Origin of the sequence: Thermomonas sp., assembly GCF_020850895.1 — a bacterium.
In the GTDB taxonomy this organism is placed as follows: domain Bacteria; phylum Pseudomonadota; class Gammaproteobacteria; order Xanthomonadales; family Xanthomonadaceae; genus Thermomonas.
In genome coordinates this window covers 30626-56815 of sequence record NZ_JADZDS010000010.1, presented here as the reverse complement: position 1 = coordinate 56815, position 26190 = coordinate 30626, and the positions used below count along the sequence as shown (strand labels likewise).

General features: G+C 65.3%; 27 protein-coding genes. 12 read left to right on the top strand and 15 right to left on the bottom strand.

Annotated features, from left to right (window positions below):
* Window position 1 precedes the first annotated feature (1 nt).
* Window positions 2–1120, bottom strand: a complete 1119-nt coding sequence (locus IT472_RS01160) for a DUF2066 domain-containing protein (RefSeq protein WP_297177132.1) — start codon at window positions 1118–1120, stop codon at window positions 2–4.
* Between the two features lie 120 nt (window positions 1121–1240).
* On the opposite strand from IT472_RS01160, the gene purM reads away from it, so the two are divergent.
* Genes purM through IT472_RS01145 form a run of 3 tightly spaced genes read left to right on the top strand, consistent with a single transcriptional unit; the run spans window position 1241 to window position 3646 of the window.
* The gene (gene purM / locus IT472_RS01155; RefSeq protein WP_297177129.1) at window positions 1241–2290 is read left to right on the top strand and encodes a phosphoribosylformylglycinamidine cyclo-ligase; all 1050 of its coding nucleotides are present in this window, start codon (window positions 1241–1243) and stop codon (window positions 2288–2290) included.
* Complete coding sequence (gene purN / locus IT472_RS01150) at window positions 2290–2934, top strand: phosphoribosylglycinamide formyltransferase (RefSeq protein WP_297177126.1); 645 nt, start codon at window positions 2290–2292, stop codon at window positions 2932–2934. The genes purM and purN overlap by 1 nt, the downstream gene beginning before the upstream one ends.
* 43 nt (window positions 2935–2977) lie before the next feature.
* Window positions 2978–3646: a DUF3108 domain-containing protein gene (locus tag IT472_RS01145; protein WP_297177121.1), complete on the top strand. Its 669-nt coding sequence runs from the start codon at window positions 2978–2980 to the stop codon at window positions 3644–3646.
* Window positions 3647–3671: 25 nt separating this feature from the next.
* On the opposite strand, the gene IT472_RS01140 is transcribed toward IT472_RS01145, so the two are convergent.
* From IT472_RS01140 to surE, 5 genes are all read right to left on the bottom strand, one after another.
* Window positions 3672–4913: a TPM domain-containing protein gene (locus IT472_RS01140; RefSeq protein WP_297177118.1), complete on the bottom strand. Its 1242-nt coding sequence runs from the start codon at window positions 4911–4913 to the stop codon at window positions 3672–3674.
* Between the two features lie 77 nt (window positions 4914–4990).
* Complete coding sequence (locus IT472_RS01135; RefSeq protein ID WP_297177115.1) at window positions 4991–5770, bottom strand: peptidoglycan DD-metalloendopeptidase family protein; 780 nt, start codon at window positions 5768–5770, stop codon at window positions 4991–4993.
* Window positions 5771–5778: 8 nt separating this feature from the next.
* Window positions 5779–6393, bottom strand: coding sequence for a YqaA family protein (locus tag IT472_RS01130; protein WP_297177111.1), 615 nt, complete (start codon window positions 6391–6393; stop codon window positions 5779–5781).
* Complete coding sequence (locus tag IT472_RS01125; RefSeq protein ID WP_297177109.1) at window positions 6390–7067, bottom strand: protein-L-isoaspartate(D-aspartate) O-methyltransferase; 678 nt, start codon at window positions 7065–7067, stop codon at window positions 6390–6392. Before IT472_RS01125 ends, IT472_RS01130 begins: the two co-directional genes overlap by 4 nt.
* Complete coding sequence (gene surE, locus IT472_RS01120; RefSeq protein WP_297177105.1) at window positions 7067–7855, bottom strand: 5'/3'-nucleotidase SurE; 789 nt, start codon at window positions 7853–7855, stop codon at window positions 7067–7069. Before surE ends, IT472_RS01125 begins: the two co-directional genes overlap by 1 nt.
* Before the next feature lie 71 nt (window positions 7856–7926).
* On the opposite strand from surE, the gene IT472_RS01115 reads away from it, so the two are divergent.
* Entirely contained in the window at window positions 7927–8493 is a 567-nt protein-coding gene (locus IT472_RS01115) for a Smr/MutS family protein (RefSeq protein WP_297177102.1), read from the top strand.
* An 88-nt stretch (window positions 8494–8581) separates the two neighbouring features.
* Here the strand turns inward: IT472_RS01115 and truD are convergent, their stop codons facing one another.
* Window positions 8582–9676 (bottom strand): tRNA pseudouridine(13) synthase TruD, encoded by a 1095-nt coding sequence (truD, locus tag IT472_RS01110; RefSeq protein ID WP_297177235.1) that lies wholly within the window; start codon window positions 9674–9676, stop codon window positions 8582–8584.
* Between the two features lie 31 nt (window positions 9677–9707).
* Window positions 9708–10211, bottom strand: a complete 504-nt coding sequence (gene ispF / locus IT472_RS01105) for a 2-C-methyl-D-erythritol 2,4-cyclodiphosphate synthase (RefSeq protein ID WP_297177099.1) — start codon at window positions 10209–10211, stop codon at window positions 9708–9710.
* Window positions 10212–10365: 154 nt separating this feature from the next.
* On the opposite strand from ispF, the gene IT472_RS01100 reads away from it, so the two are divergent.
* The 5 genes from IT472_RS01100 to IT472_RS01080 all read left to right on the top strand — a co-directional run bounded on the left by IT472_RS01100 (window position 10366) and on the right by IT472_RS01080 (window position 15119).
* Entirely contained in the window at window positions 10366–11001 is a 636-nt protein-coding gene (locus IT472_RS01100; protein ID WP_297177096.1) for a PepSY-associated TM helix domain-containing protein, read from the top strand.
* 33 nt (window positions 11002–11034) lie between these two features.
* A complete protein-coding gene (locus tag IT472_RS01095; protein ID WP_297177093.1) occupies window positions 11035–11550 on the top strand; it encodes a DUF2271 domain-containing protein in 516 nt (171 codons plus the stop codon).
* Between the two features lie 70 nt (window positions 11551–11620).
* A complete protein-coding gene (locus IT472_RS01090; protein WP_297177090.1) occupies window positions 11621–12469 on the top strand; it encodes a DUF4198 domain-containing protein in 849 nt (282 codons plus the stop codon).
* 116 nt (window positions 12470–12585) lie between these two features.
* Entirely contained in the window at window positions 12586–13500 is a 915-nt protein-coding gene (locus IT472_RS01085) for an FAD:protein FMN transferase (RefSeq protein ID WP_297177087.1), read from the top strand.
* On the top strand, window positions 13497–15119 hold the full coding sequence (locus IT472_RS01080) for a sulfite reductase flavoprotein subunit alpha (protein ID WP_297177084.1): 1623 nt from the start codon (window positions 13497–13499) through the stop codon (window positions 15117–15119). The genes IT472_RS01085 and IT472_RS01080 overlap by 4 nt, the downstream gene beginning before the upstream one ends.
* Before the next feature lie 43 nt (window positions 15120–15162).
* On the opposite strand, the gene ispD is transcribed toward IT472_RS01080, so the two are convergent.
* From ispD to IT472_RS01050, 6 genes are read right to left on the bottom strand one after another with little or no spacing between them, the layout of a single operon-like run.
* Window positions 15163–15840, bottom strand: a complete 678-nt coding sequence (ispD, locus tag IT472_RS01075) for a 2-C-methyl-D-erythritol 4-phosphate cytidylyltransferase (protein WP_297177081.1) — start codon at window positions 15838–15840, stop codon at window positions 15163–15165.
* Entirely contained in the window at window positions 15837–16175 is a 339-nt protein-coding gene (gene ftsB / locus IT472_RS01070; protein ID WP_297177077.1) for a cell division protein FtsB, read from the bottom strand. Before ftsB ends, ispD begins: the two co-directional genes overlap by 4 nt.
* 14 nt (window positions 16176–16189) lie before the next feature.
* A complete protein-coding gene (eno, locus tag IT472_RS01065; RefSeq protein ID WP_297177073.1) occupies window positions 16190–17482 on the bottom strand; it encodes a phosphopyruvate hydratase in 1293 nt (430 codons plus the stop codon).
* Window positions 17479–17790 (bottom strand): hypothetical protein, encoded by a 312-nt coding sequence (locus tag IT472_RS01060; protein ID WP_297177070.1) that lies wholly within the window; start codon window positions 17788–17790, stop codon window positions 17479–17481. The genes eno and IT472_RS01060 overlap by 4 nt, the downstream gene beginning before the upstream one ends.
* Window positions 17787–18620 carry a 3-deoxy-8-phosphooctulonate synthase gene (gene kdsA, locus IT472_RS01055; RefSeq protein ID WP_297177067.1) on the bottom strand — a complete coding sequence of 278 codons (834 nt, stop codon included), beginning with the start codon at window positions 18618–18620 and terminating at the stop codon, window positions 17787–17789. The genes IT472_RS01060 and kdsA overlap by 4 nt, the downstream gene beginning before the upstream one ends.
* Complete coding sequence (locus IT472_RS01050; protein WP_297177064.1) at window positions 18617–20305, bottom strand: CTP synthase; 1689 nt, start codon at window positions 20303–20305, stop codon at window positions 18617–18619. The genes kdsA and IT472_RS01050 overlap by 4 nt, the downstream gene beginning before the upstream one ends.
* A gap of 75 nt (window positions 20306–20380) precedes the next feature.
* Between IT472_RS01050 and parE the strand changes: the two genes are divergently transcribed.
* The 3 genes from parE (at window position 20381) to IT472_RS01035 (ending at window position 24882) form a co-directional block, all read left to right on the top strand.
* Entirely contained in the window at window positions 20381–22270 is a 1890-nt protein-coding gene (gene parE / locus IT472_RS01045; protein WP_297177061.1) for a DNA topoisomerase IV subunit B, read from the top strand.
* Window positions 22271–22531: 261 nt separating this feature from the next.
* Window positions 22532–24484, top strand: coding sequence for an alpha/beta fold hydrolase (locus IT472_RS01040; RefSeq protein WP_297177059.1), 1953 nt, complete (start codon window positions 22532–22534; stop codon window positions 24482–24484).
* A gap of 113 nt (window positions 24485–24597) precedes the next feature.
* Window positions 24598–24882, top strand: a complete 285-nt coding sequence (locus tag IT472_RS01035) for a hypothetical protein (protein ID WP_297177056.1) — start codon at window positions 24598–24600, stop codon at window positions 24880–24882.
* A 20-nt stretch (window positions 24883–24902) separates the two neighbouring features.
* Here the strand turns inward: IT472_RS01035 and IT472_RS01030 are convergent, their stop codons facing one another.
* Window positions 24903–26174, bottom strand: coding sequence for an FAD-dependent oxidoreductase (locus tag IT472_RS01030; RefSeq protein WP_297177053.1), 1272 nt, complete (start codon window positions 26172–26174; stop codon window positions 24903–24905).
* Between the last annotated feature and the right edge of the window lie 16 nt (window positions 26175–26190).

The window sequence follows — 26190 nt, the reverse complement described above, 5'->3', positions numbered from 1 at the left end:
TTCAGTCTCCGGACAGGCGGAACCGCGAGGGACCGTCCGTCGCGCCGGTGTCCGTCGGATCGGATGGAACCGCAACGAGGACATCCCCGCGTCCCACGTACCGAGCGAAATTCGCCATCCCGGTGTTCAGCTCAAGCTGCAACTCCAGGCGATCAGGCGTGGCCGCCACCGGCACGATGCGCTTGACCATCGACATCCCGCCGAGGTAACCAGCCACCCGCAGGTAGTCGTTGCCATCGCGCAGCCCGGCAATCTGGATGCGGTACATGCCGCCGCCACCGCCACTGCCGGCCCGCGCATAGCGCCGGTACAACGCATCGGCGGCGCCGTCGGCGCCTCCGGCCATGGCTCGCCGCGCATCCGCGCTACTGGGTTGCCAACGATTGAGCACCTTGCCGCCGTCCACCAGCATCCAGTCCACCTGCCACTGTCCGGGAAGGCGCCGCATCTTCCCGACCAGTTGGATTGGCGGACTGTAGCGCCGCGAAAGCGTGGAAATCGCCGTGCTGTCGCCTCGCCAGATGGCACCCACCGCCGCCATCTCCGCGGCGTTTCCGGCCGGCAAGCCCAACGAATACCCACGCGCCTTGGCCTGGTCCAGCACCGAACGTGCGGCATTGGCCTGCCCCAAGCCCACCAGACGTGGGCCGCTGCCGTCATCGATCGCCAGCCACAGCACCGGTTTCGGACGAGGCAATGGCCAATTGGGCAAGCCCAGCATGTCCACCAGATCATTCACCGCATCCGGTTTGAAACGCACCACCAGCTTGGTCTGGTAACTCGGTGCGCCGGATGAGCCCACACCCTCGTCCTGGCGGAAATCGAAACTCTCGACGTAGGAATCAACCTTTGCCATTTCCTCGCGGACGCCGCCGCGTGCAGCCGCTCCGCGATCGCCAGTGACATTGACCAGCACTTGTGCAAGCGCCGCGGCCATGCCGCGCTTGCGCTCGGCATCGGTCTGGTTGCGCACCGGCACTTCGACTTCATAGGTGCCCTGTGCAACCGCGCGGTCGCCTTCGGTGCGCTGCGCCAACGCATTGCCCGAGGCTAGCACCCCCAGCATCGCCAGCAGCAGTCCTGCCCACCCACGCGCCTTCATCCGTGATCTTGCCCGCATCACCACTCTCCGCCAAAACTGCCGGCCAATCTTGGGAATGGTGCCGCAGCCGGGCGGCCACGTCCATTGCCCCGCCGCATGCCTGCTAAAATCAACGGTCCGCGTCCGCCTCCCCGCCCCGTGACGAATCCCCCGCACCCTGCTGCCCAAGGCCTGACCTACCGCGACGCCGGTGTCGACATCGATGCCGGCAACGAAGTCGTCGAACGCATCAAGCCACTGGTTCGCCGCACCCTGCGCCCGGAAGTGCTGGGCGGGGTCGGCCTGTTCGGCGGCCTGTTCGACCTGGCTGGCCGCTACCGCGAGCCGGTGCTGGTGTCCGGCACCGACGGCGTCGGCACCAAACTCATTCTCGCCAAGCAATTGAACCGCCACGACACGATCGGCCAGGACCTGGTCGCGATGTGCGTGAACGATGTCTTGGTGCAGGGCGCCGAGCCGCTGTTCTTCCTCGACTACTTCGCCACCGGCAAGCTCGACGTCGAGACCACGGTCCACGTGGTGGGCGGCATTGCCAAGGGCTGCGAGATCGCCGGCTGCGCCCTGATCGGAGGCGAAACCGCCGAGATGCCCGACATGTACCCACCGGGCGAATACGACTTGGCCGGTTTCACCGTCGGCGCGGTGGAAAAGTCGAACTTGATCGATTCGTCCAAGCTGCGCGCGGGTGATGTGCTGATCGGGATCGCTTCCAGCGGCCCGCATTCGAATGGTTACTCGCTGGTGCGCAAGATCCTGCAGCGCGCCGGAAATCCGCTGGATCTGGATCTCGGCGGCGTATCGCTGGCCGATGCGCTGATGGAGCCGACGCGCATCTACGTCAAGCCGGTGCTGGAATTGCTATCCCAGCACGACATTCACGCCATGGCCCACGTCACCGGTGGCGCCTTGGTCGAGAAGATCATCCGTGTGGTGCCCGCGCCGCTCGGCCTCGATATCGATACTTCGTCATGGCCGCTGCCTGCCGTGTTCGACTGGCTACAACGCGAAGGCAATGTGGCGCGCGAGGAAATGTGGCGCACCTTCAACTGCGGCGTGGGCTTCGTGCTGATGGTCGATCCCGCCGCCGTGGCCGCCATCGGTGCCGACCTCGACCGCCTGGGCCTGGCCCACTGGCAGATCGGCCAGGTCACCCTGGCCCGCGACGGCGAGCGTTTGCGGATCGTCTGATGACGCTGCGCCTTGCCGTCCTTGCCTCGGGTCGTGGCAGCAACCTGCAGGCGATCCTCGATGCGATCTCCGCTGGGACGCTGGATGCGCACGTCGTTGGCGTGTTTTCCGACCGCCCCGACGCTGCGGCCCTGCAGCGTGTGACCGAGTCCTTGCGCTGGTCACGCAGGCCGAAAGACTTTACCGACCGCACCGGCTTCGATGCTGCGCTCGCCGATGCGGTCGCCGCCTGCCAGCCGGACTGGATCGTCTGTGCCGGCTACATGCGCATCCTCGGTGGCGCGTTCGTCAATCGCTTCCCCGAACGCATCCTCAACATCCACCCCTCCCTGCTGCCCAAGTACAAGGGGCTGCATACCCACCAGCGCGCTCTGGACGCCGGGGATACCGAACATGGCGCAAGCGTGCACCTGGTCAATGCCGCGCTGGATGCTGGCCAGGTACTCGCACAGGCGCGAGTGCCAGTGCTGCCCGGCGACAATGCCGAGGTCCTTGCCGCCCGCGTGTTGACCATCGAACACCCGCTGTATCTGCACGTACTGCAGCTGCTCGCCATCGGCAGGCTGCGCGCGCAGGCGGGCCAGTTGCAGATGGACGGTCATCCCGTGTACACCCCATTGTCGCTAGAGTCCGCCCATTCTTGAGGCGCTGCCGCGCCTGAGCCTTCGCCTGCCCGCTTGGTCCACGATGAAACGCTTCCGCATCGCCACCGCCTTCCTGCTGCTCGCCTGCCTGCCTGCGTGGGCAATCCAGCCGTTCACCGCCGACTACGACGCCAGTTGGAAGGGCGTGCAAGCAAGTGCGAGAATCACCCTGAACAGTGCTGGCAACGACCGCTGGCGTTACGAACTGAGCATCAGCAACCGCTTGGGCAGCGCCCGCCAGATGACCTTGTTCGACGAGAACAATGGCGCGTTCCGGCCGCTGTCCGGTCTCGATACCGCACAATTGCTGTTCAAGCGCTCACGCGTGGAAACGACTTACGACTGGTCGCGGCTGGAAGCGCGCTGGAGCGGCGACGTCAAGCCCGACCGCACCGGACCGGTGCGGCTGATGGCAGGCGATCTGGACGGCATGCTGCTCAACCTCGCGCTGGTCCGTGACGTCGCCGCCGGCAAGCCGCTGAACTACCGACTGGTGGACAATGGCTCGGCACGCCCGCAGAGCTACCGCGTACTGGGCACCGAGACCATTACCGTCGCCGGGCAGGCGCGCACCGCCACCAAGATCATGCGCAGCAGCGACAACAAGCAGGTCATCGTGTGGATTGTCGACGGCATCCCGACCCCCGCGCGGATCCTGCAACGCAAGGACGGCAAGGACGAGCTGGAGCTGACCCTGCGCACGGTGCGATGAATCCAGCGCACCATCGCATTCCACCCTACCAGTCGGAACCACCGCTGGAGCCGGAATCGAAATCGCCACCACTGTAGGAGCTGCTGTCACTGCTGCTACTGCTGGAACTGCTGGAACTGCTGCTGTCACTGCTGGTCGAGCAGAAATCACCCTTGACGGTGCGCGAACTCAGCACGACATCCTGCCAATCGACGCTCTCGTAGGTTGTGTACGTCTCGCTGTCGCAGGAGCTGGCCGTACGCTCCTCGCGCACGCAATTGCCCGCAGGCACCGCCGTTTTGGACGCCAGCCGATGGGATTCCGTGCCTTCGTCATAGACGTAATAGTGGTCCAGGCAGGCGTTGGCTTCCGCCGTGATCCGCGAGAACTTGTGGTAGGGCTGCTTCTCGTACCAATTCGCCAGCCCGAAGCAGCCACCGATGATCGAGACCAGCAGCGCAAGCACGACGAAACAGCCGGGCCGCTTCCATAACGGCTTGTTGCCACTCGTTGAAGCTGCCGTTCCGACGCGGCTGTAGAGCCGCAGGATCTCCGCCACCCCGTCCTTGAGCCCCGCCACATACGCGGCGCGCTTGAACTTCGGTGCGATGAACTGGCTTGAAACCCGATTGAGGTCGGCCCCGCTCACCTTTCGCGCCACCCCGTTGCCGGTGACGATCTGGATCCGGCGCGGATTCAGCACGATCACGACGTACACGCCATTGTCGATGTCATCGCGACCGACGCCCAGCTCCTGTGCGCGACGGCGGGCGTAGTACTCGACGTTCTCGGTGACGGTGTTGACCGTTTCCACGGCAACCACCAGCTGGGACTCGATCGAGCGGAAGTAGGCCAGCAGGTCGGCCTCCTCCGAATCACTCATCAGGTTCGCCGTGTCGACGACCAGATCATTCTTGCGAATTACCTTGCCGGCATCGACGACCACCATGCGGGCTTGGACGTCGATGAATTCATTGCGGCAGTCCTGGCACATCCACTTGCCGGTGTAACCATCCTGCTTGAGCTGGGTGCCGCCGCAATTCGGGCACGCATAGACACGGCCCGTGGCGATGTCGGTGCCGCGCGCGGCGTTCTCGTCATCGACCGAGTCCACCTTGGTCTGGGTCGCGGCCCAATGCGCATGGCAGAACAGACACGTCCATTCACCGGTGACCGGATGTTGGGTGACCTGCGAGGCGCCGCATTTCGGGCAGGTGGTCTCCGCCAGCCCCGCTTCGGTCTTCTGCGAGTAGCCGGTCGGGTTCTGGGGGTCGTGGTCGGTGGCCATGCGCGGATGGTAGCAACACGCGCTTCAGGAGTACGGCGATGGCCCAGGGAATTGCAGAAGCCGCTTGCCGCAGCGAATCAGCGCCGGGGCAGATAGGCCTGCGGATCGACCGGCTTGCCGTTGTAGCGGACCTCGAAGTGCAGGATGTCGCGTGAGGCGCCGCTGTGGCCCATCTCGGCGATCTGGTCACCGGCCCTGACCCGTGTGCCTTCATTGACCAGACGCGCACGGTTGTGGCCGTAGGCCGTCAGCCACTGTTCGTTGTGCTTGATGATGACCAACTCGCCATAGCCGACCAAACCGGAACCGGAATACACCACCACGCCATCGGCCGCCGCACGCACCGGCTGGCCTTCGCGACCTGCGATATCGATGCCCTGGCGGGTGGGATCACCAGCCGCATAGCTGGTCAGCACACCGCCCTCGGTGGGCCATCTCCATGCCGGCGCATTGGCAACGACAGGCGCTACCACCGGTGCCGTCGGTGGTGTCGTTGCACGCGGCACGGGTGCGGTGTTCGTGGATCGACGTGGCGGCGGTAGCGTGCGGTTCGATGCCGCAGCGCGACCCTCGCGTGGATACAAGCGCAAGCGCTGCCCGGGATAGATCGTGTAGGGCGGTGCGATGTCATTCCACAAGGCAAGGTCGAGTGCGGTGATGCCGTTCTCGGTGGCGATCCGATACACGGTCTGACCCGGGCGAACGACCGCCATTGCGCCGTAGCGCGGCTGCGACACCCGCACCGGCCCGTTGCCGACGCGCGAGGCGCCGTGGCGCGGTTCACGCACCACTCGGCTATGCCCGCAACCGGCAAGCACGGCGACCAGCATGGGAATGGTGATCCAGCGAAGGTTCATGCCCGCCATCATGCCGCATGCCCGCGCAACAGCAGCCAACCGATGCCACCGGCCAAAAGCAGCAATGCCACCCAGCCGATCGGCTCGATCCAGCGATGCAGCGCACGTTCGGCGCGCTCGCCGCCGAGCCGGATCGCCAGCGCCAGCAGGTACACGCGCTTGCCACGCCCGATCGCCATGCTCAGCAGGAACGGCAGCATCGGCACCCCGACCACGCCGCTGGCCCAGGTGAAGATCTTCATCGGGATCGGCGCGAAGCCGCCGATGACCAGCAACCAGAACGCCTTCCATGGCGATTGCGCGGTGATCTCGCGCAGCCGCATCACCTCGGCATCGATGCGATCCAGCCAGCCGATGCTGGCCAGCGCCGGCCGCACCAGTTCATAGGCGTAATGCCCCAGCAAATAGCCGATCACCGCACCCAGCAGCGAGCACAGCAGGCTGATGCCGGCGAAGCGGAAACCGCGCTTCGGCTGTGCCAAGCACATCGGTGCCAGCATCACCTCGGGCATGACCGGGAAGATGATCGCCTCGACGAAACTCAATGCGCCGAGCAGGGCCGGCGCCCGCTTGTGCCGCGACCATTCGATCGCGCGCGCGTACAGCGGGGCAAACAGCTTCATCGATCCACCACCCCAGACAGCAAGGGCACGAACACGACGCCACCCAGGTCCTCGCTGGACACGATGCCATCGGCATCCTTGCGCAGGCACAGCAGGGACTGCCCGGCCGACGCACCCACGGGGGCGACCAAGGCACCGCCCGCTGCCAGTTGGTCCAGCAGGGCGTCCACCAGCGCCGGACCTGCGGCGGTCACGATGATGGCATCGAACGGTGCTTCTTCCGGCCAGCCGATGCGGCCATCGTCGTGCTTGCTGCGGATATGCAAGCCGAGGTCGCGGAAGCGCTTGCGCGCCACCCGCAGCAGGTCACCGATGCGCTCCACCGTGTAGACCTTCACCCCCAGCGCCGCCAGCACCGCCGCTTGGTAGCCGGAACCGGTCCCCACTTCCAGCACCCGCTTCGGCGCGCTGCGCAGCAGCGCCTCGGTCATCTTCGCCACCACCCAGGGTTGCGAAATGGTCTGGCCATGGCCGATCGGCAGGGCGTTGTTCTCGTAGGCGCGCGAGGCCAGCGCCTCGTCGACGAACTGGTGCCGCGGCACGGTACGGATCGCGTTGAGCACGCGCTCGTCGGCAATCCCGCTGCCGCGCAGGTCCTCGATCAGGCGGTCGCGCGCACGCTGGCCGGTCATCCCGATCCCGACGTCGGCAGGGCGCAGGCGCAGCGGCATCATCAAGCCCGTGCCCCCGCTGCCGCCTCGAGCCCGTTCACCCAATTCGCCACCTGTTCCAATGCCTGGTAACGAGTGAGGTCGACATGGATCGGGGAGATCGCGATGTGGCCGCTGCGCACGGCGTGGAAATCGGTGCCCGGGCCGGCATCGAGCTCTTCGCCGACGAAGCCGATCCACCACCACTGGCGCCCCCGCGGATCCTGCAAGGGCGTGCATGGGCCGGCGCGATGGCGATGGCCGAGCCGACTGGTCTCGAAGCCGCGGATCGCCTCCCACGGCAGGTCCGGGACATTCACGTTCAAGATGGTGCTGGCAGGCAGTGGGTCGCAGCGCAGGCGTTCGATGATCGCCACCACCGCACGCGCGGCGCTCTCGAAATGGGTGCCGCGATGACCACGGCTCGCCAGCGAGACCGCCACCGCCGGCAGGCCGAGGAAGCGCCCTTCCATCGCCGCCGCAACCGTGCCGGAATAGATCACGTCATCGCCAAGGTTCGCGGCATCGTTGATCCCGGACACCACGATGTCCGGCTGCAGGCCCAGCGTTTCCAGCATCCCGGACACCGCGACATGGACGCAGTCGGTCGGCGTGCCGTGCACTTTCCAGGTGCGCTCGTCGAGTTGCACCACCCGGATCGGTGCATCCAGGGTCAATGAATTGCTGGCCCCGCTGCGGTCGCGATCCGGCGCCACCACCACCACCTCGTGACCGGCCTCGCGCAGGCCCTGGGCGAGAACACGGATGCCGGGGGCATCAACGCCATCGTCGTTGCTGACCAAGACCCGCATCACGGCACCAAGACACTCTGCATCGGGCCATGATACCGGATGCAATCGACGCTTCGCGGTACCCTGCACGCATGCGCAAGGTGCCGCCAGAGATCGACGACAGGGATGATGCCAGCCTGTTCCGCAATGCCATTGGTGCGGATGCCGGCAAGGTGCGTCCGTTGCGCGAGGCGACGCCACCGCCAGCCACCCCGAAACCGAAGCCTTCGGCGAAGATGGCGCGACGCGATGAAGACGATGCGCGCAGCGAATTCCGGCGGATGCGGCTATCTGCACTGGAGGCCGACGATGCGCTCACCTACCGACGTGACGACATCACGCCACGGGTTCTGAAGAAACTCGCGTGCGGCGAATACGCGGCTCAGGAAGAACTCGACCTGCACGGCCTGCCGCTGGCCTCCGCGGAAGCGCTGCTACGGGAATTCCTGCGCGACTGTCGCCGGCATGGCCTCGGCTGCGTCCGCATCATCCACGGCAAGGGCCGCAATTCCGAAGATCGGCTGCCGGTGCTGAAGAACATGGTGGATGGCCTGCTGCGGCAACGTGCCGATGTGCTTGCATTCCACTCGCCGCCTTCCGCGCAGGGCGGCGGTGGCGCAGTGCTGGTGCTGCTGGAGAAACCCGCATCGGGATCTTGATTCGGCATGCCTGCCGCAGCGGGAACGCATGGGCCTTGCGTGTCAGCCCGGCTCGAACCGGCGGCCCGTCTGCGCGGGATTGCGGGAATTATCCCGCCAGCGACATCACATCCCTGACCTCACCCAATTCGCGCAGCACCACGGTGGCATATGCACCCGGAGGCAGGGTGAAGTGCAGTTCCAACACATCCTCGGACGGCCATTGCCACATCCACGCTGTCGGCCGCAGGCGCAGCGCCCGGCGCTCCTGTTTCAGCCCGGCCTGCTCCAGCCCGTTGCGCAGGCGGGTCGCGGTGTCGCCCTGCAGCGCACCGGTCTCGACGGCGCACGTCGCCGCTGCGCTGCGCAACGCCCCGGCTCCCCACAGCGGCCCGGTCGGATGGATGTCGAAGGCGGCCAGCCGCGTTTTCAGTTCCGGCGTCGTGGCTTCCGGCCCGAACACGCTGTGGCTACCATCGAGCATCCAGACCTCGCCCTCCAGCGCGGCGTCCCAGACACCCGCCTCGACCCGCGCCGCCAACACCCGGTTGAACAGTTCCGAGCGCGCCGCCGACAACAACAGACCACGCTCCTCGCGCTTGACCCGCCGGCCTGCGAACATCGCCACCGCCTTGCGCACATTGTCACCGCCGTGGCCGAAGCGTTGTTCGCCGAAGTAATTGGGCACACCACGCGCGGCAATCGCCTCGAGACGCTCCACAATGCCAGCGCGTTCGCCCGTCACATCGCGCAGCACCAGCACGAAGCGGTTGCCGGCCAACGCGCCACGCGGCAATTTGCGCCCGTGCCAGCCGTGATCAAGCACGCGCAGCTCGTCCGTCTCCAGGGTGGCGATTTCGGGGGCGACCCGTTTCGGCAGCCACACCGAAAAGCGCTGGCGGGTTACCGCGTGGCGATCCTTCAGGCCGGCGTAGCCAATCGCCGATTCGTCGACGCCGGCCCATTGCGCGATTGTTTTCGCCGCGAACGCGGTATTCATGCCGCGCTTTTCGACCGTCAGCAGCAGGTGTTCGCCGGTGCCGCTGGGTTCAAAGCCGGCGATTTCCTCGACGAAGAAATCTTCCGGTTGGCTGCGGATAGTCGCCGACAGCACCGGCGCGCCGTGGGCGCGCGGCAATTCAACGCCCTTCTCCTCTCGGGAGAGGGGTTGGGGTGAGGGCGGGGTGACATCGCAATGATTCATCAACATCGCTACTCCGTACCCTCATCCGGCGCTACGCGCCACCTTCTCCCGGAGGGAGAAGGCGCACCAACAGGCACACGGCTTGCGCGGCGATGCCCTCGCCGCGACCGGTGAACCCAAGCCGTTCGCTGGTGGTGGCCTTGACGCTGACTGCGTCCACGTCGATGCCCAGATCAGCCGCAATGCAGGCGCGCATCGCCTGGGCATGCGGCCCGATCTTCGGCGCCTCGCAGATCACGGTGAGGTCGCAATTGCCCACCTGCCAGCCTTGTGCGCGAATCAAGCCGTCGCAGTGCCGCAGGAAAGCGCGGCTGTCCGCATCCTTCCAGCGCGGATCCGAGGGCGGGAAATGCTGGCCGATATCGCCCAGCGTCAACGCACCGAGCAGGGCATCGCACAAGGCGTGCAGGGCCACGTCGCCATCACTGTGCGCTACGATGCCGCGATCATGCGCGATGCGCACGCCACCGAGCATGAGGTGATCGCCAGCGCCGAACGCATGCACATCGAAGCCTTGGCCGACCCTGAAAAGCATGCTTCTTCCCGCGATCTCCAATGCACAAGCCTACTTCAGGAATCCCAGCCAGCAAACGCCGGCGGCACGCCGGGCGCACCCCAGCGACTGGAGTTGTTGAGAGCAATTCGCATTAATGGTCTAATGATGGACTGGTTCCGCGCAGGACTCTGCCTTGGCTCCGAAGCCCACTTCGCCCAGCACGCAACAACGCCGCGGCTATTGGCTGCGCACCCTGCACCAGTGGCACTGGATCAGCGCTGCCGTCTGCCTGGTTGGCATGCTGCTGTTTGCAGTGACCGGTATTACCCTGAACCACGCTGCACGAATCGGGGCCACGCCCGTGGTCACGCGCGTCACCGACACGCTTCCCGCCTCCATGCTCGAACCGCTGCGCACCGGAGCCAACGGCAACGGCACCCTGCCCGCTGTCGTCAGTGATTGGCTGAGGCAGACGCATGGCATCACGACCAGTGGACGCACGGCGGAATGGTCCGAAGACGAGCTCTATCTGTCGATGCCCGGTCCCGGATACGACGCCTGGCTGAGCCTCCAGCGCGCGGACGGCACGATCGAATACGAACGCATCGACCGCGGCACGCTCTCCTGGCTCAACGACCTGCACAAGGGCCGCAACACCGGCCCTGCCTGGGCTTGGTTCATCGATGTGTTTGCACTTGCCTGCATCGTGTTCACCCTCACCGGGCTGTTCCTCCTCTGGATGCACTCACGCCAGCGCCGCGCCACCTGGCCGCTGGCCACGCTGGGCCTGTTGATTCCCCTGCTGTTGGTCCTGCTCTTCGTACACTGATCCAATCATCCCGCATCGACATCCAAGGCCCCCATGCGCACCACCGTCTCGCTCATCATCGGCAGCCTGCTCGGCGCCCCTGCAGTCCACGCAGCTGACCTGTCCGTCACAATCGACATCCCCCGCATCAACACCGCTGAATACCATCGCCCTTATGTGGCGGTCTGGGTTGAAGACGCAAATGGCAAGGCCGTCTCCAACCTTTCCGTCTGGTACCAGGACAAGGATGGACGGGAAGGACACGGCAGCAAGTGGCTCCCGGACCTGCGCCAGTGGTGGCGCAAGAGCGGGCGCACGCTGAAGGTTCCGGTGGATGGCATCACCGGACCCACCCGGCCGGCCGGGAAACACACCCTGAATTTCGACCAAGGCCATCCCGAACTGGCGAGGTTGCCCGCCGGCCATTACGTCCTCGTGGTGGAGGCCGTGCGCGAAGTCGGCGGTCGCGAACTGCTGAAGATCCCCTTCGAGTGGAAGGGAAAACCCACGACTGGCAGCGCGCGCGGCACGACCGAACTCGGGACGGTCACCCTAACCGCAAGGCCATGACCCAATGCTCCGTGCAGCATCTGGCCATCGTTTCGAAAGCACGCCCACCCCTGTCAAGTCGAGACCCTCCATGAAACGCCATCTCCTCGCCATCGCCACCATCCTTTGCCTGCTTCCACTGACCTCGGCCGCGCACAAGCAATGGCTGGTACCGTCCGCCACCGTGGTCGCGGGAAACGATGCCTGGGTCACCGTCGATGCCGCTGTGTCGAACCAGCTGTATTTCCCGGACCATGTGCCGATGCGCCTCGACAACGTCACCATCATTGCACCGGACGGACGCGTGCAGACCCCCAGAAATCCGACCACCGGGAAGTACCGCAGCGTGTTCGACGTCCAGCTTGACCAAGAGGGCACTTACCGCATCGCCAACGTCAATGCAGGCCTGTCCGCACGCTGGGACACTCCCGAAAGCCTGGCAGCCGCCAGCGCCGGCGCAGCCCAAGCAGGAAGCCCGCGCGGTGGCTTCCTGCGCAACGCCACGCCAGAAGATCTGGCAACGCAAATCCCCGGAAATGCACGGAACGTCAAGGTGACCGAAATCCACGGCCGCGTGGAAACCTTCGTCACCCATGGATCGCCCAGCACCATCACACTCACCGGGAAGGGACTCGAACTCCTGCCCGTCACCCATCCCAACGATCTGTTTGCCGGAGACGAAGCCACCTTCCGTTTGATGGTGGACGGCAAGCCGGCCTCCGGAGTGGACGTTGAAATCATCCGCGGTGGCACGCGCTACCGTAACGCACAGGATGAAATCAAGGTGACGACGGGCACGGACGGCAGCTTCAAGATCCGCTGGCCCGAACCGGGCATGTACTGGCTGGAGGCGTCCACCATCGACAACCAGTCCAGCGTACCGCAAGCAACCCAGCGACGGCTGGGCTACACCGCAACGCTGGAAGTCCTGCCGCAGTAAGGCAGTTCGCCGCACTCCCGCCCCGTTACGGGCGGGAGTCGAACGAGTCCGGCGGCGGCAACGCAGGACAGGAGGCACGATCCATCGTGGTGACGCATACCCTGGGCGGAGAATCCATGGGAACCACTTGGAGCGTACGGCTGGATGCCGCACGCGATGCAGACCTGCGCGTCCTCCACGTGGGCATCGAAGCGCAATTGGCCCTGGTCGTGGCCCAAATGAGCACCTGGGAACCCAATTCCGATATCAGCCGATTCAACCGTTCCGAAGCAGGCCATTGGCAACAGATCCCCTTGGAATTTTCGCAGGTCCTGACTTGCGCACTGGAAATCGCCGCTGCCAGCGACGGCGCGTTCGATCCCACCATCGGCACACTGGTCGCAGCATGGGGATTTGGCCCACATGCGCACAGGGAAGCGCCCGATGCGGCAGCCCTGGATCACGCGCGCGAGCGCACCGGCTGGCAGCGCCTCGCGTTCGACGCCAACTACCGCCTGCTCCAACCCGGCGGGCTGCAACTGGATCTCTCCGCCATCGCCAAGGGATTCGCTGCCGACCGAGTGGCGACGCACCTGTGTTCAGCAGGCATCCCTGGTGCGCTGGTGGAAGTCGGCGGCGAGCTTGTCGGTTATGGGCGCAAAGCGGATGGAACTGCATGGCACGTCCTCGTCGAAGCCGGCCCGGAAGAAGAAGACCATGCCCTGGAACCCCGTGTCCTGGCACTGGATGGAATCGCGGTCGCCTCGTCCGGTGACCGTTGGCATCACCACACTCGAGGCGGTCGCCGCTGCACCCACACCATTGATCCACGCAGCGGCGAACCGGTCATGCACGCACCGGTTGCCGTCACCGTCGTTGCGGGTGACGCCATGCACGCCGACGCCTGGGCCACCGCCTTGAGCGTACTGGGCGTCGAGGCTGGCCACACGCTGGCGCAACGGTTGGGATTGGCAGCGCGCTTCCTGTGGCGTGAAGGCAACGCCCTGGAAGAGTGCATGAGCGACCCGTTCCGCATCCACCTCGCCGCATGAACCAGCGCGGCCTGAAGATCAGCCGATCCACCCTCGGCAACGCCTTGGTGCTGCTGGCACTCATGGCACTGGCCGGCTGGTCGCTATTCCTGCACGGCGCTGGCGCGTTCGCGCCCACGCCCCTGTTGCAGCCACGCTGGATGGCCGCCCTTGCCACGGCACTGTGGTTGGGCCAGTGCGGCCTGATGCTTGCAGACGGGCGCAGGCACAGGGCAGCCGCGGACCCATCCATTGCCGATTGGCTGGTCATCCACGCCAGCCAAACCGGATTCGGGTACGAATTGGCTCAACGCACACTGGACATTTTGCAACGCAGTGGCCACACCGCGGCGCTGCACGACATCGCCTCACTCGATGCCGATGGCCTGCATGGACGGAACTGCGTGTTCATCGCCAGCACCACCGGAGAGGGTGACCCACCGGATGGCGCGCTTGCGTTCTCCCACACGACGATGGCTGCCACCTTCGACCTGCGTGATTGCCGTTACGCCATCTTGGCGCTGGGTGACCGTAACTACGCACAGTTTTGCGCCTTCGGGCAGCGTCTCGACGCTTGGCTGCGCGGGAATGCGGCACGACCGCTGTTTGATCGGGTGGATGTCGACAATGCCAACCACGACGCACTGCAGCTTTGGCAACAACGACTGGGATCGATCATCTGCCAGACCGACGATTGCGAAATTTCGATCATTCCGCAGTTCGATCGCTGGATCCTGACGCAACGCCAACTGCTCAATCCCGACAGCCCCGGCTGGCCCGCCTTCCACTTGGAACTGGTGCCTTCCCACGCCGCCGTACTGACCTGGCAGGCTGGCGATATCGTCGAAGTCGTGCCGCGCAATCCCGAGGAGGCAGTCAGCGCATTCCTTGCAGCCACCGGATTGTCAGGGACGGAACCGGTCTCGATCCACGGCCAGTCAATGCCACTGTCTGACGCGCTAGCACGATCACACCTGCCGCCCGTCGACACAGTCCGCGGAAGTGGAGCCGACACGCTGGCAACTGCCCTGCGTCCCCTCCCGCACCGTGACTATTCCATCGCTTCGCTCCCAAGCGATGGCAAACTGGAGTTGCTGGTGCGGCTGATGTGCAATGCCGACGGCACGCACGGCATCTGCAGCAGCTGGCTGTGTGGTCGTGCCGTGCTGGGCACCCAACTCGATGTGCGTATCCGCAGCAATCCTGGCTTCCACGCCCCCGACCCTTCCCGCCCGATGATCCTGGTCGGCAACGGCACCGGCATCGCCGGCCTGCGCGCCCACCTGAAAGCCCGCATTGCCGCGGGTGCGCACCGCAACTGGCTGTTGTTCGGCGAGCGCAGCGCTGCCCATGACGATTTCTTCGGAGACGAACTGGAACGCTGGCTGCAAACGGGTGGGTTGGAACATCTGGATCGCACGTTCTCGCGGGATGGCGGCACCCTGCGCTACGTCCAGGACGCCCTATCCACCCATGCCCCGCGTTTGCGGCAATGGCTGGATGCAGGCGCATCCCTGTACGTCTGTGGCAGTGCCCAGGGCATGGCACCTGCGGTGGATGCCCTGCTGGTCGATCTCCTGGGAACGACCGCAGTGAATGCACTGATACACGAAGGCCGGTACCGGCGCGACGTCTATTGATCCCTGCCGCCAGCCATGGCTGCGACCTGGCCAGAGTCCAGGGTCAATGCGACAGCAGGAACTCCGCCAACGCCAGATCCGCAGGCGTGGTGACCTTGAGGTTATCCTCGCGGCCCTCGACAAGCCGGGGGTGCAGGCCCAAGCGCTCGACCGCCATCGCCTCGTCGGTGACGACGATCCCGTCTGCCTGCGCAGCTTGCAACGCGCGCAACAGCAAGTCGCGTCGGAACGCCTGTGGCGTCAGTGCACGCCACAGTTCGGCACGCGGCTCGGTCCGGGCAATCCGGCCAGCAGCCTCCCGCTTGATCGTATCTCGCACCGGCGCGGCAAGGATCGCCCCATCAGGACACGCATGTGCAGCTTCGAGCAGACGAGCGATGTCCTCCCCGCGCAGGTTCGGCCGCGCTGCGTCGTGCACGAGGACGATGGCATCCGCTGGCACCGTGCCGGGCAGTGCATGCAAAGCAGCCAGCACGGAATCCGCGCGCTCGGCACCGCCTTGGCAGGCAACCACCGGCTTTCCGCACAGCGTGGACCACCCCGGCCACGTTGCATCGTTTTCGGCCAGCGCCACCACCGCACCGTCCACGTCCGGATGCGTCAACAGCGCATGCAGCGCGAATTCGAGCAAGGTCCGCCCCTGCAACTGAAGATACTGCTTGGGCGTCGCGCCGCCGAACCGACGACCGCTGCCCGCCGCCGGCACCAGCGCCCAACTCATGGCGCCGGCTGCTCCCTGGTGGGCGGTGGTGCGGCATCGGTGCCTGGAGCGGCGTTGTCGTCGATCACCCGGTAAAAGGTCTCTCCCGGCTTGACCAAACCCAACTCGCTGCGCGCCCGCTCTTCAACCGCCGCACCGCCCGACTTCAGGTCAACCACTTCGGCAGCGAGTGCGTCGTTTCGCGCTTTCAGCCTGGCATTCTCGGCACGCTGACCCACCACCTGCGCACGCAGCGCCGCGACCTCATCCTGCCCGCCGCTGCCGTGCCACAGCTTGTACTGCAGCCCCGCAAGCAGCAGCAACAGCAACAGGACCAGTACGGCAACGGCCTTCATGCGTGCCCGTCGTGTCAGCGCGCCAGCGAGACGAAGGCAGCGCGGCCGGCGTAACGCGCGGTACTGCCCAACTGCTGCTCGATCCGCAGCAACTGGTTGTACTTGGCGACGCGATCGCTGCGGCACAACGAGCCGGTCTTGATCTGGGTCGCGGTGGTGGCCACCGCAATATCGGCAATCGTGGTGTCTTCGGTTTCGCCGGAACGGTGCGAGACGATCGCGGCGTACTTTGCTGCGTTCGCCATCGAGATGGCCTCCAGCGTTTCGCTGAGGGTGCCGATCTGGTTGACCTTGATCAGGATCGCGTTGGCCACGCCACGGCTGATGCCGTCCTTGAAGATGCGCGGATTGGTCACGAACAGGTCGTCACCCACCAGTTGCACCTTGCCGCCAAGGCGGTCGGTCAGCTGCTTCCAGCCGTCCCAGTCGTTTTCGGCCATGCCGTCTTCAATGGTGACGATCGGGTACTGCGCGCACCAGTTGGCGAGGAAGTCGACGAACTGCTCGGACGTCAGCCGCTTGCCTTCGCCGGTGAGGTTGTACTTGCCGTTCTCGAAGAACTCGCTGGAAGCCACGTCGAGGCCCAGCAGCACATCCTCGCCTGCCTTGTAACCGGCCTTGCCGATCGCTTCGAGGATGGTTTCCAGTGCCTCTTCATTGCTGCGCAGGTCGGGCGCGAAGCCGCCTTCATCACCGACCGCGGTGGACAGGCCACGCGCCTTCAGCACCGACTTCAGTGCGTGGAAGATCTCGGTGCCGCTGCGCAGCGCCTCGGAAAACGCATCGAAGCCCACCGGCAGCACCATGAATTCCTGCAGGTCGACATTGTTGTCGGCGTGCGCGCCGCCATTGATGATGTTCATCATCGGCACCGGCAGCGCCGGGGCCACCCCGGTCATGCCGGCCAGGTATTGCCACAGCGCCTGCTTGCGCGAGGCCGCGACCGCGTGGGCGGCGGCGAGCGACACGCCGAGCAGGGCATTGGCACCCAGCCGGCCTTTGTTTTCGGTACCGTCGAGATCGATCATGCGCGCGTCGAGCGCAGCCTGATCGGCGGCGTCGAGGCCGCGCAGGCTGTCGGCGATGACGCCATTGACGTTGGCCACGGCCTTGGTCACGCCCTTGCCGAGATAGCGGGTCTTGTCGCCATCACGCAGTTCCACTGCCTCCTTGCTGCCGGTGGACGCACCGGAGGGCACCGCGGCGCGGCCGACGCTACCGTCGGTGAGTGCCACTTCGGCTTCGAGGGTGGGATTGCCGCGGCTGTCGAGGATTTCGCGGGCGTGGATGGAGGTGATCGTGGTCATGGGGTGTCGAGTAAGTGAGTGGACATGATGAAGTAAAAGGGCACCAGCGCGAGTACGTTCAAGACCACGCCAGCGATAGCGAGCCCCCGACGCCGGGGTTGCCGAGGCCAGAGCAGGCCGATGAGCCCCAACAACGCGCCGAGCACGGCGGAAATGATGACCAGCGGGTAAAAAAACGCCCCGATGATGACAACGAAGAGCAGCACGCACAGCGCGGCGCCCAACAGGTTCACCACACCCAGCAGCAACGACGCGATACCGAATCCGGCATGCTTCAGTGCCGATTCGGCTGGCGATGCCGGATTCAACCCAGTTCACCCCGCGCAAGTTGGCGCTTGGTGACTGCATCGAGTTCGAGCAGGGTTTCCAGCAAGGCTTCCATCTTGCCCAGCGGCCAGGCATTGGGACCGTCGGACAGCGCCTTGCTCGGATCGGGATGGGTTTCCATGAACACGCCCGCCACGCCCACGGCCACCGCCGCACGCGCCAGCACCGGCACGAATTCGCGCTGGCCGCCGGAGCTGTTGCCCTGCCCGCCCGGCAATTGCACCGAATGGGTGGCATCGAACACCACCGGGCAGCCGGTGTCGCGCATCACCGCGAGGCTGCGCATGTCGGAGACCAGGTTGTTGTAGCCGAAACTGGCGCCGCGCTCGCAGACCATGATGTTGGGGTTGCCGGTGGACTTGGCTTTCTCCACCACCGGTTTCATGTCCCAAGGCGACAGGAATTGGCCCTTCTTGATGTTGACCGGCTTGCCGGTGGCGCAGACCTTGGTGATGAAATCGGTCTGGCGAACGAGGAAGGCCGGCGTCTGCAGCACGTCGACCACGCTCGCCACCTCGTCCATCGGCGTGTATTCGTGGACATCGGTGAGCAGCGGTACGCCGAGCTGGCGCTTCACTTCGGACAAGACCCGCAGGCCTTCTTCCAGGCCGGGGCCGCGGAAGCTGTGGACCGAAGTGCGATTGGCCTTGTCGAAACTGGACTTGAAGATGAAATGGATCCCGAGCTTGCCGGTGATCTCCTTGAGCGTGCCGGCGGTATCGACCTGCAACTGCTCGGATTCGACCACACAGGGGCCGGCGATCAGGAAAAACGGCTGGTCCAAGCCGACGTCAAAGCCGCACAGGTTCATGCCGCAACCTCGTTCAACAGCTTGCCGCCTGCCTTGTGTTCACGCGCGGCGCGGATGAAGCCGACGAACAACGGATGGCCGTGGCGCGGCGTCGACAGGAATTCCGGGTGTGCCTGACAGGCCAGGAACCACGGATGCGCGGCCTGCGGCAACTCGATCATCTCCACCAGCAAATCGTCCATCGACTTGGCCGAAATCACCAGCCCCGCGGCTTCCAACTGCACCCGGTAGCGGTTGTTGAATTCGTAGCGGTGGCGATGGCGCTCGCTGACCACGTCCTTGCCGTACAGCCGGTGCGCCAACGTGCCCGGCTTGACCCGCTGCTCCTGCAGGCCCAGCCGCATGGTGCCGCCGAGGTCGGATTCCTCGCTGCGCTGTTCGACATCGCCGCTCTGGGTGCGCCATTCGGTGATCAGGCCGATCACCGGATGCGCGGCAGCTCGATCATTCTCGGTGCTGTTGGCATCGTCGAGCCCGGCGACGTGGCGGGCCACATCGACCACCGCCGCCTGCATGCCGTAGCAGATGCCGAAATACGGCAACCGCGTTTCGCGCGCGTGCTGCGAGGTCAGCACCTTGCCATCGAAGCCGCGGTCACCGAAACCGCCCGGCACCAGCACCCCATCGACCCCGGTCAGCACCTTGGCCGCACCGTCGCGTTCGACGTCCTCGGCCTCCAGCCACGTCAGGTTGACCCGTGTGCGCTGGCGCAGGCCGCCGTGCTTGAGCGCCTCGCCCACCGACTTGTAGGCGTCCTTGTGGTCGACGTACTTGCCGACCACCGCGATGGTGACTTCGTCCTGCGGATGTTCAGCGGCATCGACCACCGCGTCCCATTCGGACAGGTCCGCCGCGTGCGCCTTGCCGCCCAGCCCGAGCTGCTCCACGACCAACTGATCGAGCCCTTGCGCATGCAGCCAGCGCGGGATCTTGTGGATGTTGTCCAGATCAATCGCCGAGATGACCGCCTTCTCCGGCACATTGGTGAACAGGGCGATCTTGCGACGCTCGCTGTCCGGCAAGGGATGCTCGCTGCGGCACATCAGCACGTCGGGCTGGATGCCGATCCCGCGCAATTCCTTGACCGAGTGCTGGGTGGGCTTGGTCTTCAGCTCGCCGGCCGCACCGATGAACGGCACCAAGGTCAGGTGCATGAACATCGCCTTGCCCGGCCCGCGCTCGATCCGCAATTGGCGGATCGCCTCGAGGAAGGGCAGCGACTCGATGTCGCCGACGGTGCCGCCGATCTCGACGATGCCGACATCGTGGCCACGGGTTGCCGCGTCGATGCAGGATTTGATCTGGTCGGTGACGTGCGGGATTACTTGCACCGTGCCGCCCAGATAGTCGCCGCGGCGTTCCTTGCGGATCACCGCCTCGTAGATCTTGCCGGTGGTGATCGAGTTCAGCCCCGACAGGCGGGTGTTGACGAAGCGCTCGTAATGGCCGAGGTCGAGGTCGGTTTCGGCGCCATCGTCGGTGACATAGACCTCGCCGTGCTGGAACGGGCTCATCGTGCCCGGATCCACGTTCAGGTACGGGTCCAGCTTCATCATCGTGACCGACAGGCCACGCGCTTCGAGGATGGCCGCCAGCGACGCGGCGGAGATCCCCTTGCCGAGCGAGGACACCACGCCTCCGGTGACGAACAGGAGGGGTGTTGGGGAGTCGGGCACGGTGTTCATGCGGGCGGCACGGCGCTGGAAAGCCGTATTCTAACGGCAACGGCCGACCTGCGCCTCATGCAAACCACGCACGGAATGAATACACGCTACAACGCCGCCGATATCGAAGTCCTGACCGGCCTGGACCCGGTCAAGCGCCGCCCCGGCATGTACACCGACACCAGCCGCCCCAACCACCTGGCGCAGGAAGTGGTCGACAACGCGGTGGACGAGGCCCTGGCCGGGCACGCACGCAACATAGACATCACCCTGCACGCCGACGGCAGTTGCGAGGTCGCCGACGACGGCCGCGGCATGCCTGTGGACATCCACCCGGAGGAGAGGATCCCCGGCGTCGAACTGATCCTCACTCGCCTGCACGCCGGCGGCAAGTTCAACAACAAGCACTACGCCTTCAGCGGTGGTCTGCACGGCGTGGGCGTGAGCGTGGTCAATGCGCTGTCGACGCGCGTGGACGTCTACATCAAGCGCGACGGCAACGAGTATCACATGGCCTTCGCCGACGGCGATCGTGCAACGAAGCTGGCGGTGGTGGGCAGCGTCGGCAAGAAGAACACCGGCACCCGCCTGCGCTTCTGGCCCGACGCGCGGTATTTCGATACCCCGAAGTTCAACCTGCGCGCACTCAAGCACCTGCTGCGCGCCAAGGCCGTGCTCTGCCCCGGGCTGACCGTGAGCCTGTTCGACGAAGCCACGAGTGAACGGTGTCACTGGTATTACGAAGACGGCCTGCGCGACTACCTGAAGGGCGAACTGGACGGGCGTGAATTGCTGCCGCAGGAGGGCTTCATCGGCAACCAGCAGCGCGACGGCCAGATCGTCGATTGGGCGGCGGCATGGGTGCCCGAAGGCGAACTGGTGCAGGAGAGCTACGTCAACCTGATCCCCACCGCCCAACACGGCACCCACGTCAACGGCCTGCGCACCGGTTTCACCGATGCGCTGCGGGAGTTCTGCGACTTCCGCAACCTGCTGCCGCGCGGCGTCAAGCTCGCCCCCGAGGACGTCTGGGACCGGATCGCCTTCGTGCTGTCGTTGAAGATGATCGACCCGCAGTTTTCCGGGCAGACCAAGGAACGCCTGTCCTCGCGGCAGGCGGCGGGCTTTGTTGAAGGCGCGGCCCACGACGCCTTCAGCCTGTGGCTGAATGCCAATACCGCACTCGGCGAGCGCATCGCGCAGCTCGCCATCGAGCGCGCCGCTGCGCGCCTGAAGACCGAAAAGCAGGTGGTGCGCAAGAAGATCACGCAAGGCCCAGCGTTGCCGGGAAAACTTGCCGACTGCATCTCGCAGGATCTTTCACGCACCGAGCTGTTCCTGGTCGAGGGCGACTCCGCCGGCGGCAGCGCACGGCAGGCCCGCGACAAGGACTTCCAGGCCATCCTGCCGTTGCGTGGCAAGATCCTGAACACTTGGGAAGTCGCCTCGGGGCAGGTGCTGGCCTCGCAGGAAGTGCACGATCTTGCGGTCGCCATCGGCTGCGACCCGGGCAAGGACGACATCAGCGGCCTGCGCTACGGCAAGGTCATTGTGCTGGCCGACGCCGATTCCGACGGCCTGCACATCGCCACCCTGCTCTCGGCCCTGTTCCTGCGCCACTTCCCGGAACTGGTGCGCGGCGGCCATGTGTTCGTGGCGATGCCGCCGCTGTTCCGCATCGACGTCGGCAAGCAAGTGTTCTACGCACTGGACGAAGACGAGAAGCGCCTGCTGCTGGAGAAGATCCAGCGCGACAAGCTCAAGGGCCAGGTCAATGTCACCCGCTTCAAGGGCCTGGGCGAAATGAACCCGTCGCAGCTGCGTGAATCGACCATGCACGTCGACACCCGCCGCCTGGTCCAGCTCACCGTCGACGACGCCGACGCCACCTCCGGCCTGATGGACATGCTGCTGGCAAAGAAGCGCGCCCCGGATCGCAGGAGTTGGCTGGAGTTGAAGGGTGATCTGGCGACGCTGGAAGCGTAAGAAACGATCAACTCAGTGGTTCCCGCCAGCCATGACTGGCTGTCCGCGAATCAATCATGCAGGTGATTGATTCGTGGGAGTCGAGTCCGGGCCTGTATCGGATTCTCTGCAATCAAGCTTGGGAATTTCAAGGCATGAGTCCTTCCCTATTGCAGATTGAAGCGGCATCCCACTGCATGATAATCTTCCGAGACCATCACCAGAGAGGGCGATGGAAGCAGCGGGGAGCTGCATCGCATCCAAGCGAGGGACACGTTACAGATGGGATTCAAGCGCATTCTCCTGCGGCTCCTTGCCCTGCCCATTCTGCTGGCAGCCACCTCGGCAACGGCCCAGGCGCCCAGTGCAGAAGATTTTGCAAGGCGACCCGGTGCCTGGGAACTCTCACTCTCGCCGTCCGGCCAATACATCGCGATGGCGGTGCCCACGCCTGATGGCATGGAAACCAGGCTCGAGATCCTTGACCTTGCCACCGGCAAATCACAGATCCTTCGCTTCGGCTCGCAGCAACACGTTTCGAACATCACCTGGACCGCAGACGAGCAGGTGGTGGTCGCGCGTGCGGCCCTCGAACCCCTGTTGGCCCGACCAAGGACACGCGGCGAGCTCTACACGTCCGACGTCAAGGGCCAGAATCAGGACGTTCTCTTCGGTTACGTGCCGGAGCGCAACGGCAAGCGCGGCAAGCGCAATGACCACGGCTGGGCAAGTGTCGAGGACGTCCTCTACGACGAACCCGGCATGGCGCTGGTGAATTTCTACTGCTGGGACTGCGGCGAGGAACCGGATACGGTCATCTTCCGGGTCGACACCCGCACCGGCGAGCGCAGGGAAGTCGAGCGCACCCGTGGCAGGGCTGCGTTCTACTTTGACCGGACGGGTGAGGCCCGGCTGCGCACCACATGGGACGATAGCGACGAACCCATCCAGTCCTATCGGCGCAACAAGGGTGACGCCTGGGCGCCGTTGCCGAAATCGATCGCCGGCCGCCTGATTTACGGCGTGCATTTCGACAGGGACAACAACACCCTCTACGCACTGGTGGCCGATGCCAAGGAACCGGCGCAGGCCTACCGCATCGACCTGCAGGCAGGGACCCGCACCAAGCTGGCCGGCAATCCCGATGAGGCGGTCAGCGGATGGATGCCCGGCGGCTTCGATGGCCAGCCCTTCGCCGTCAGCTACAGCGCTTCCAAGCCCAGCATCGAATACATCAACCCACAGTCGGAATGGGCCCAGTTGCACGCCTCGTTGTTGAAGCTGTTCCCCGGGGAGATGGTGAGCTTCGACAGCTTCAGCCGCGACGGCAACAAAGTCCTGTTCAGCGTGTGGTCGGACCGCAATTCGGGCAGCTATTACCTCTACGATCGCACTGCCCGCAAGGTTCGGAAAATCGTTGATTACCGTCCTTGGCTGAACCCGGACACGTTGGTCCAGACGCGGCCGATCGAATACACCACCCGCGATGGCCAGAAGGTCTTCGGGTTCTACACTGCAAGGGGAACCGGTCCACATTCGATGGTCGTGATGGCCCATGGCGGTCCCTTCGGCGTCAGCGACAGCTGGAGCTACGACGGCGAAGTGCAGTTCCTGGCAAGCCATGGCTACGCGGTACTGCAGATCAACTACCGAGGCTCATCCGGGCGTGGCGAGGGGTTCGTGGAGGCGGGCTGGAAAGGTTGGGGAACGACCATCCAGAACGACATCACCGACGGCGTGCGCTGGGCAATTGCCAACCATCTGGCCGATCCTGACCGGATCTGCACCTTCGGGGCAAGCTTCGGTGGCTACACCGCTCTGGAGCAGCCCATCCTCAATCCGGGCATGTACAAATGCGCCATCGGCTACGTCGGCGTATACGACTTGCCGTTGATGCGAAATACCGACCGGAACATGGGACAGTCGAAAAGCACCCAGCGATTCTTCGACCGGTCCTTGGGCACCGACACGGCGGCCTTGGCAAGCGTTTCACCCGCCCTGCATGCGGCCGACATCCGTGTCCCGGTCATGTTGTCCCACGGCGGCGATGACCGGACCGCCGACCTCAACCAGTACAAGGCCATGGTTGCAGCGCTGAAAGCGGCCGGGAACCCTGCCGAAGTGTTCTTCGTTCCAGGCGAAGGCCACGGTTTCTACAAACCGGAGAACCGCGCCGAACTGTTCCGGCGCATGGAGGCCTTCTTGAGCAGACACATCGGGCCGGGAACAAGATGACCCAACAAGGGCCAGCGCGTGCTGTCATTTTTCCTGTCTGGTGAATGAAGCAGACCTCTGCTGGACATGAATCGGCGCAAGCGAGGTCCCTGACATAACGATTGGACGCTGCCATGGACCAAACAGACCTAATCACCGCAAAGCGCCCATGGCTGCTCTGGCTATCGGTGGCGGCAAATGCCCTGATCCTGCCGCTGCTGCGGTTGGCGGAACATTTTTCCGGGCCGTGCGGGGATGGCCTGTGTGATTTCTTCTTCGTGTGGGCGATCCTGCTGCTCTGCCTGTTTTTCGCGTTCGTCCTTGCCGTGGCCGGCTTGCTCCGCCGCGAACGGCCACTCTGGATCGTGCTTTGCCATGTTCCCTTGCTGGGCGTCGTGGCCGTATTGGTTGGTTTGTGAGGCTGGAGCAACGCTGAGCCTCAGGCAAACCGCGCCGGGTCGAATGGGCCCGGATCGACGTCGGGCACGCGACCGCAGATGCGGTCGGCGAGCAATTGCCCGGTCCCGGCGCTCATGCCCACGCCCATCATCCCGTGCCCGACCGCCAGCCAGATGTGTTTGCGACCGGGCGCGGGCCCGACCAGCGGGATGTCATCGCGGCTCATCGGCCGCCAGCCGCACCAGCGTTCCTGCACCTGCGGTCCCATTGGCTCGTGCAGAAACTCGGCGGCGCCCCGCTCCAACGCCGCCAGTCGACGCGGATTCAAGCGGTCGTCGAAACCGGAAAACTCCATCGTGCTGCCCAGGCGATACCCATCACTCCATGACGTGACGCAGACGGAAGGTTCAACCAGGATGATCGGCCGTTTCGGCACCCGCGAGGGTCGGCTGTAGGTGATCGAGTAGCCCTTGCCCGGTTGGATCGCCTTGCCCATACAGCGCAGGCCGATCGCATCCGCGATCCGCGGCGACCAGGCGCCGGTGGCCAGCACGACATCGCGTGCCGTCATCGGCCCCTGCGTCGTGTGCGCCAGCACGCCACCCGACCCGTCGTCCAGCCCCTGCAGCGCACAATGTTCGACGATCCGTCCGCCGCGCTCGCGCACGACCCGGGCCAGTTCGGCCACATAGCGATCGGGGCGCAGCGCGGCATCGCCCCGGAAGCGCATTGCCCCGGCCAGCCCGCCTTTGAGCGTCGGTTCGCTGGCCTCGTAGGCCGCACCGTCGATCACCTCGACGTCGATCCCCAATGCGCGCAGCAGCGGCACATCGCGCAGCTCCTGGTCCAGCGCACGTCGGGTACGGAACACGTAGTCCTCGCCGGTCTGCGCGAACTCGCAGTTCAGCGCGTAGCGCGCAACCCACTGTGGAATCCGCAGGCACGAATCCGCCAGCAGCGCATGTTTGGCCCGCGCACTGCGCACGTAGTCGCGGGCATTGCAGCGCAAGGCAAATCCCAGGAACCAGCGCAGGCGACTGGGCGACAGCGTGGGCTTGATGTACAGCGGCGCATCCGGGGTCAACATCCAGCGCAAGGCTTTCGAGAGCGTGCCGGGCCCGGCCAGCGGCGGCGCATGGCTGGGGGTCAGGGTGCCGCAATTGCCGTGCGAGGCCCCACGTCCGATCGTTGCCGCGTCGATGACGGCCACCCCGCGCCCGCTCTCCAGCAGCGCCAGCGCGGTCGCCAGTCCAGACACGCCGGCACCAATGATCAGGCAATCAGCGGACAACGCGGGCGCGGCTGCATTCATGTGGGCCGACCTAGTC

Bases quoted from the DNA above. Each gene is read 5' to 3' on its own strand.
- IT472_RS01160 (WP_297177132.1), bottom strand. From the start codon at position 1,120: ATGCGGGCAAGATCACGGATGAAGGCGCGTGGGTGGGCAGGACTGCTG.
- purN (WP_297177126.1), top strand. From the start codon at position 2,290: ATGACGCTGCGCCTTGCCGTCCTTGCCTCGGGTCGTGGCAGCAACCTG.
- IT472_RS01145 (WP_297177121.1), top strand. From the start codon at position 2,978: ATGAAACGCTTCCGCATCGCCACCGCCTTCCTGCTGCTCGCCTGCCTG.
- IT472_RS01140 (WP_297177118.1), bottom strand. From the start codon at position 4,913: ATGGCCACCGACCACGACCCCCAGAACCCGACCGGCTACTCGCAGAAG.
- IT472_RS01135 (WP_297177115.1), bottom strand. From the start codon at position 5,770: ATGAACCTTCGCTGGATCACCATTCCCATGCTGGTCGCCGTGCTTGCC.
- IT472_RS01130 (WP_297177111.1), bottom strand. From the start codon at position 6,393: ATGAAGCTGTTTGCCCCGCTGTACGCGCGCGCGATCGAATGGTCGCGG.
- IT472_RS01125 (WP_297177109.1), bottom strand. From the start codon at position 7,067: ATGATGCCGCTGCGCCTGCGCCCTGCCGACGTCGGGATCGGGATGACC.
- surE (WP_297177105.1), bottom strand. From the start codon at position 7,855: ATGCGGGTCTTGGTCAGCAACGACGATGGCGTTGATGCCCCCGGCATC.
- IT472_RS01115 (WP_297177102.1), top strand. From the start codon at position 7,927: ATGCGCAAGGTGCCGCCAGAGATCGACGACAGGGATGATGCCAGCCTG.
- truD (WP_297177235.1), bottom strand. From the start codon at position 9,676: ATGAATCATTGCGATGTCACCCCGCCCTCACCCCAACCCCTCTCCCGA.
- ispF (WP_297177099.1), bottom strand. From the start codon at position 10,211: ATGCTTTTCAGGGTCGGCCAAGGCTTCGATGTGCATGCGTTCGGCGCT.
- IT472_RS01095 (WP_297177093.1), top strand. From the start codon at position 11,035: ATGCGCACCACCGTCTCGCTCATCATCGGCAGCCTGCTCGGCGCCCCT.
- IT472_RS01090 (WP_297177090.1), top strand. From the start codon at position 11,621: ATGAAACGCCATCTCCTCGCCATCGCCACCATCCTTTGCCTGCTTCCA.
- IT472_RS01085 (WP_297177087.1), top strand. From the start codon at position 12,586: ATGGGAACCACTTGGAGCGTACGGCTGGATGCCGCACGCGATGCAGAC.
- IT472_RS01080 (WP_297177084.1), top strand. From the start codon at position 13,497: ATGAACCAGCGCGGCCTGAAGATCAGCCGATCCACCCTCGGCAACGCC.
- ispD (WP_297177081.1), bottom strand. From the start codon at position 15,840: ATGAGTTGGGCGCTGGTGCCGGCGGCGGGCAGCGGTCGTCGGTTCGGC.
- ftsB (WP_297177077.1), bottom strand. From the start codon at position 16,175: ATGAAGGCCGTTGCCGTACTGGTCCTGTTGCTGTTGCTGCTGCTTGCG.
- eno (WP_297177073.1), bottom strand. From the start codon at position 17,482: ATGACCACGATCACCTCCATCCACGCCCGCGAAATCCTCGACAGCCGC.
- kdsA (WP_297177067.1), bottom strand. From the start codon at position 18,620: ATGAACCTGTGCGGCTTTGACGTCGGCTTGGACCAGCCGTTTTTCCTG.
- IT472_RS01050 (WP_297177064.1), bottom strand. From the start codon at position 20,305: ATGAACACCGTGCCCGACTCCCCAACACCCCTCCTGTTCGTCACCGGA.
- parE (WP_297177061.1), top strand. From the start codon at position 20,381: ATGAATACACGCTACAACGCCGCCGATATCGAAGTCCTGACCGGCCTG.
- IT472_RS01040 (WP_297177059.1), top strand. From the start codon at position 22,532: ATGGGATTCAAGCGCATTCTCCTGCGGCTCCTTGCCCTGCCCATTCTG.
- IT472_RS01035 (WP_297177056.1), top strand. From the start codon at position 24,598: ATGGACCAAACAGACCTAATCACCGCAAAGCGCCCATGGCTGCTCTGG.
- IT472_RS01030 (WP_297177053.1), bottom strand. From the start codon at position 26,174: ATGAATGCAGCCGCGCCCGCGTTGTCCGCTGATTGCCTGATCATTGGT.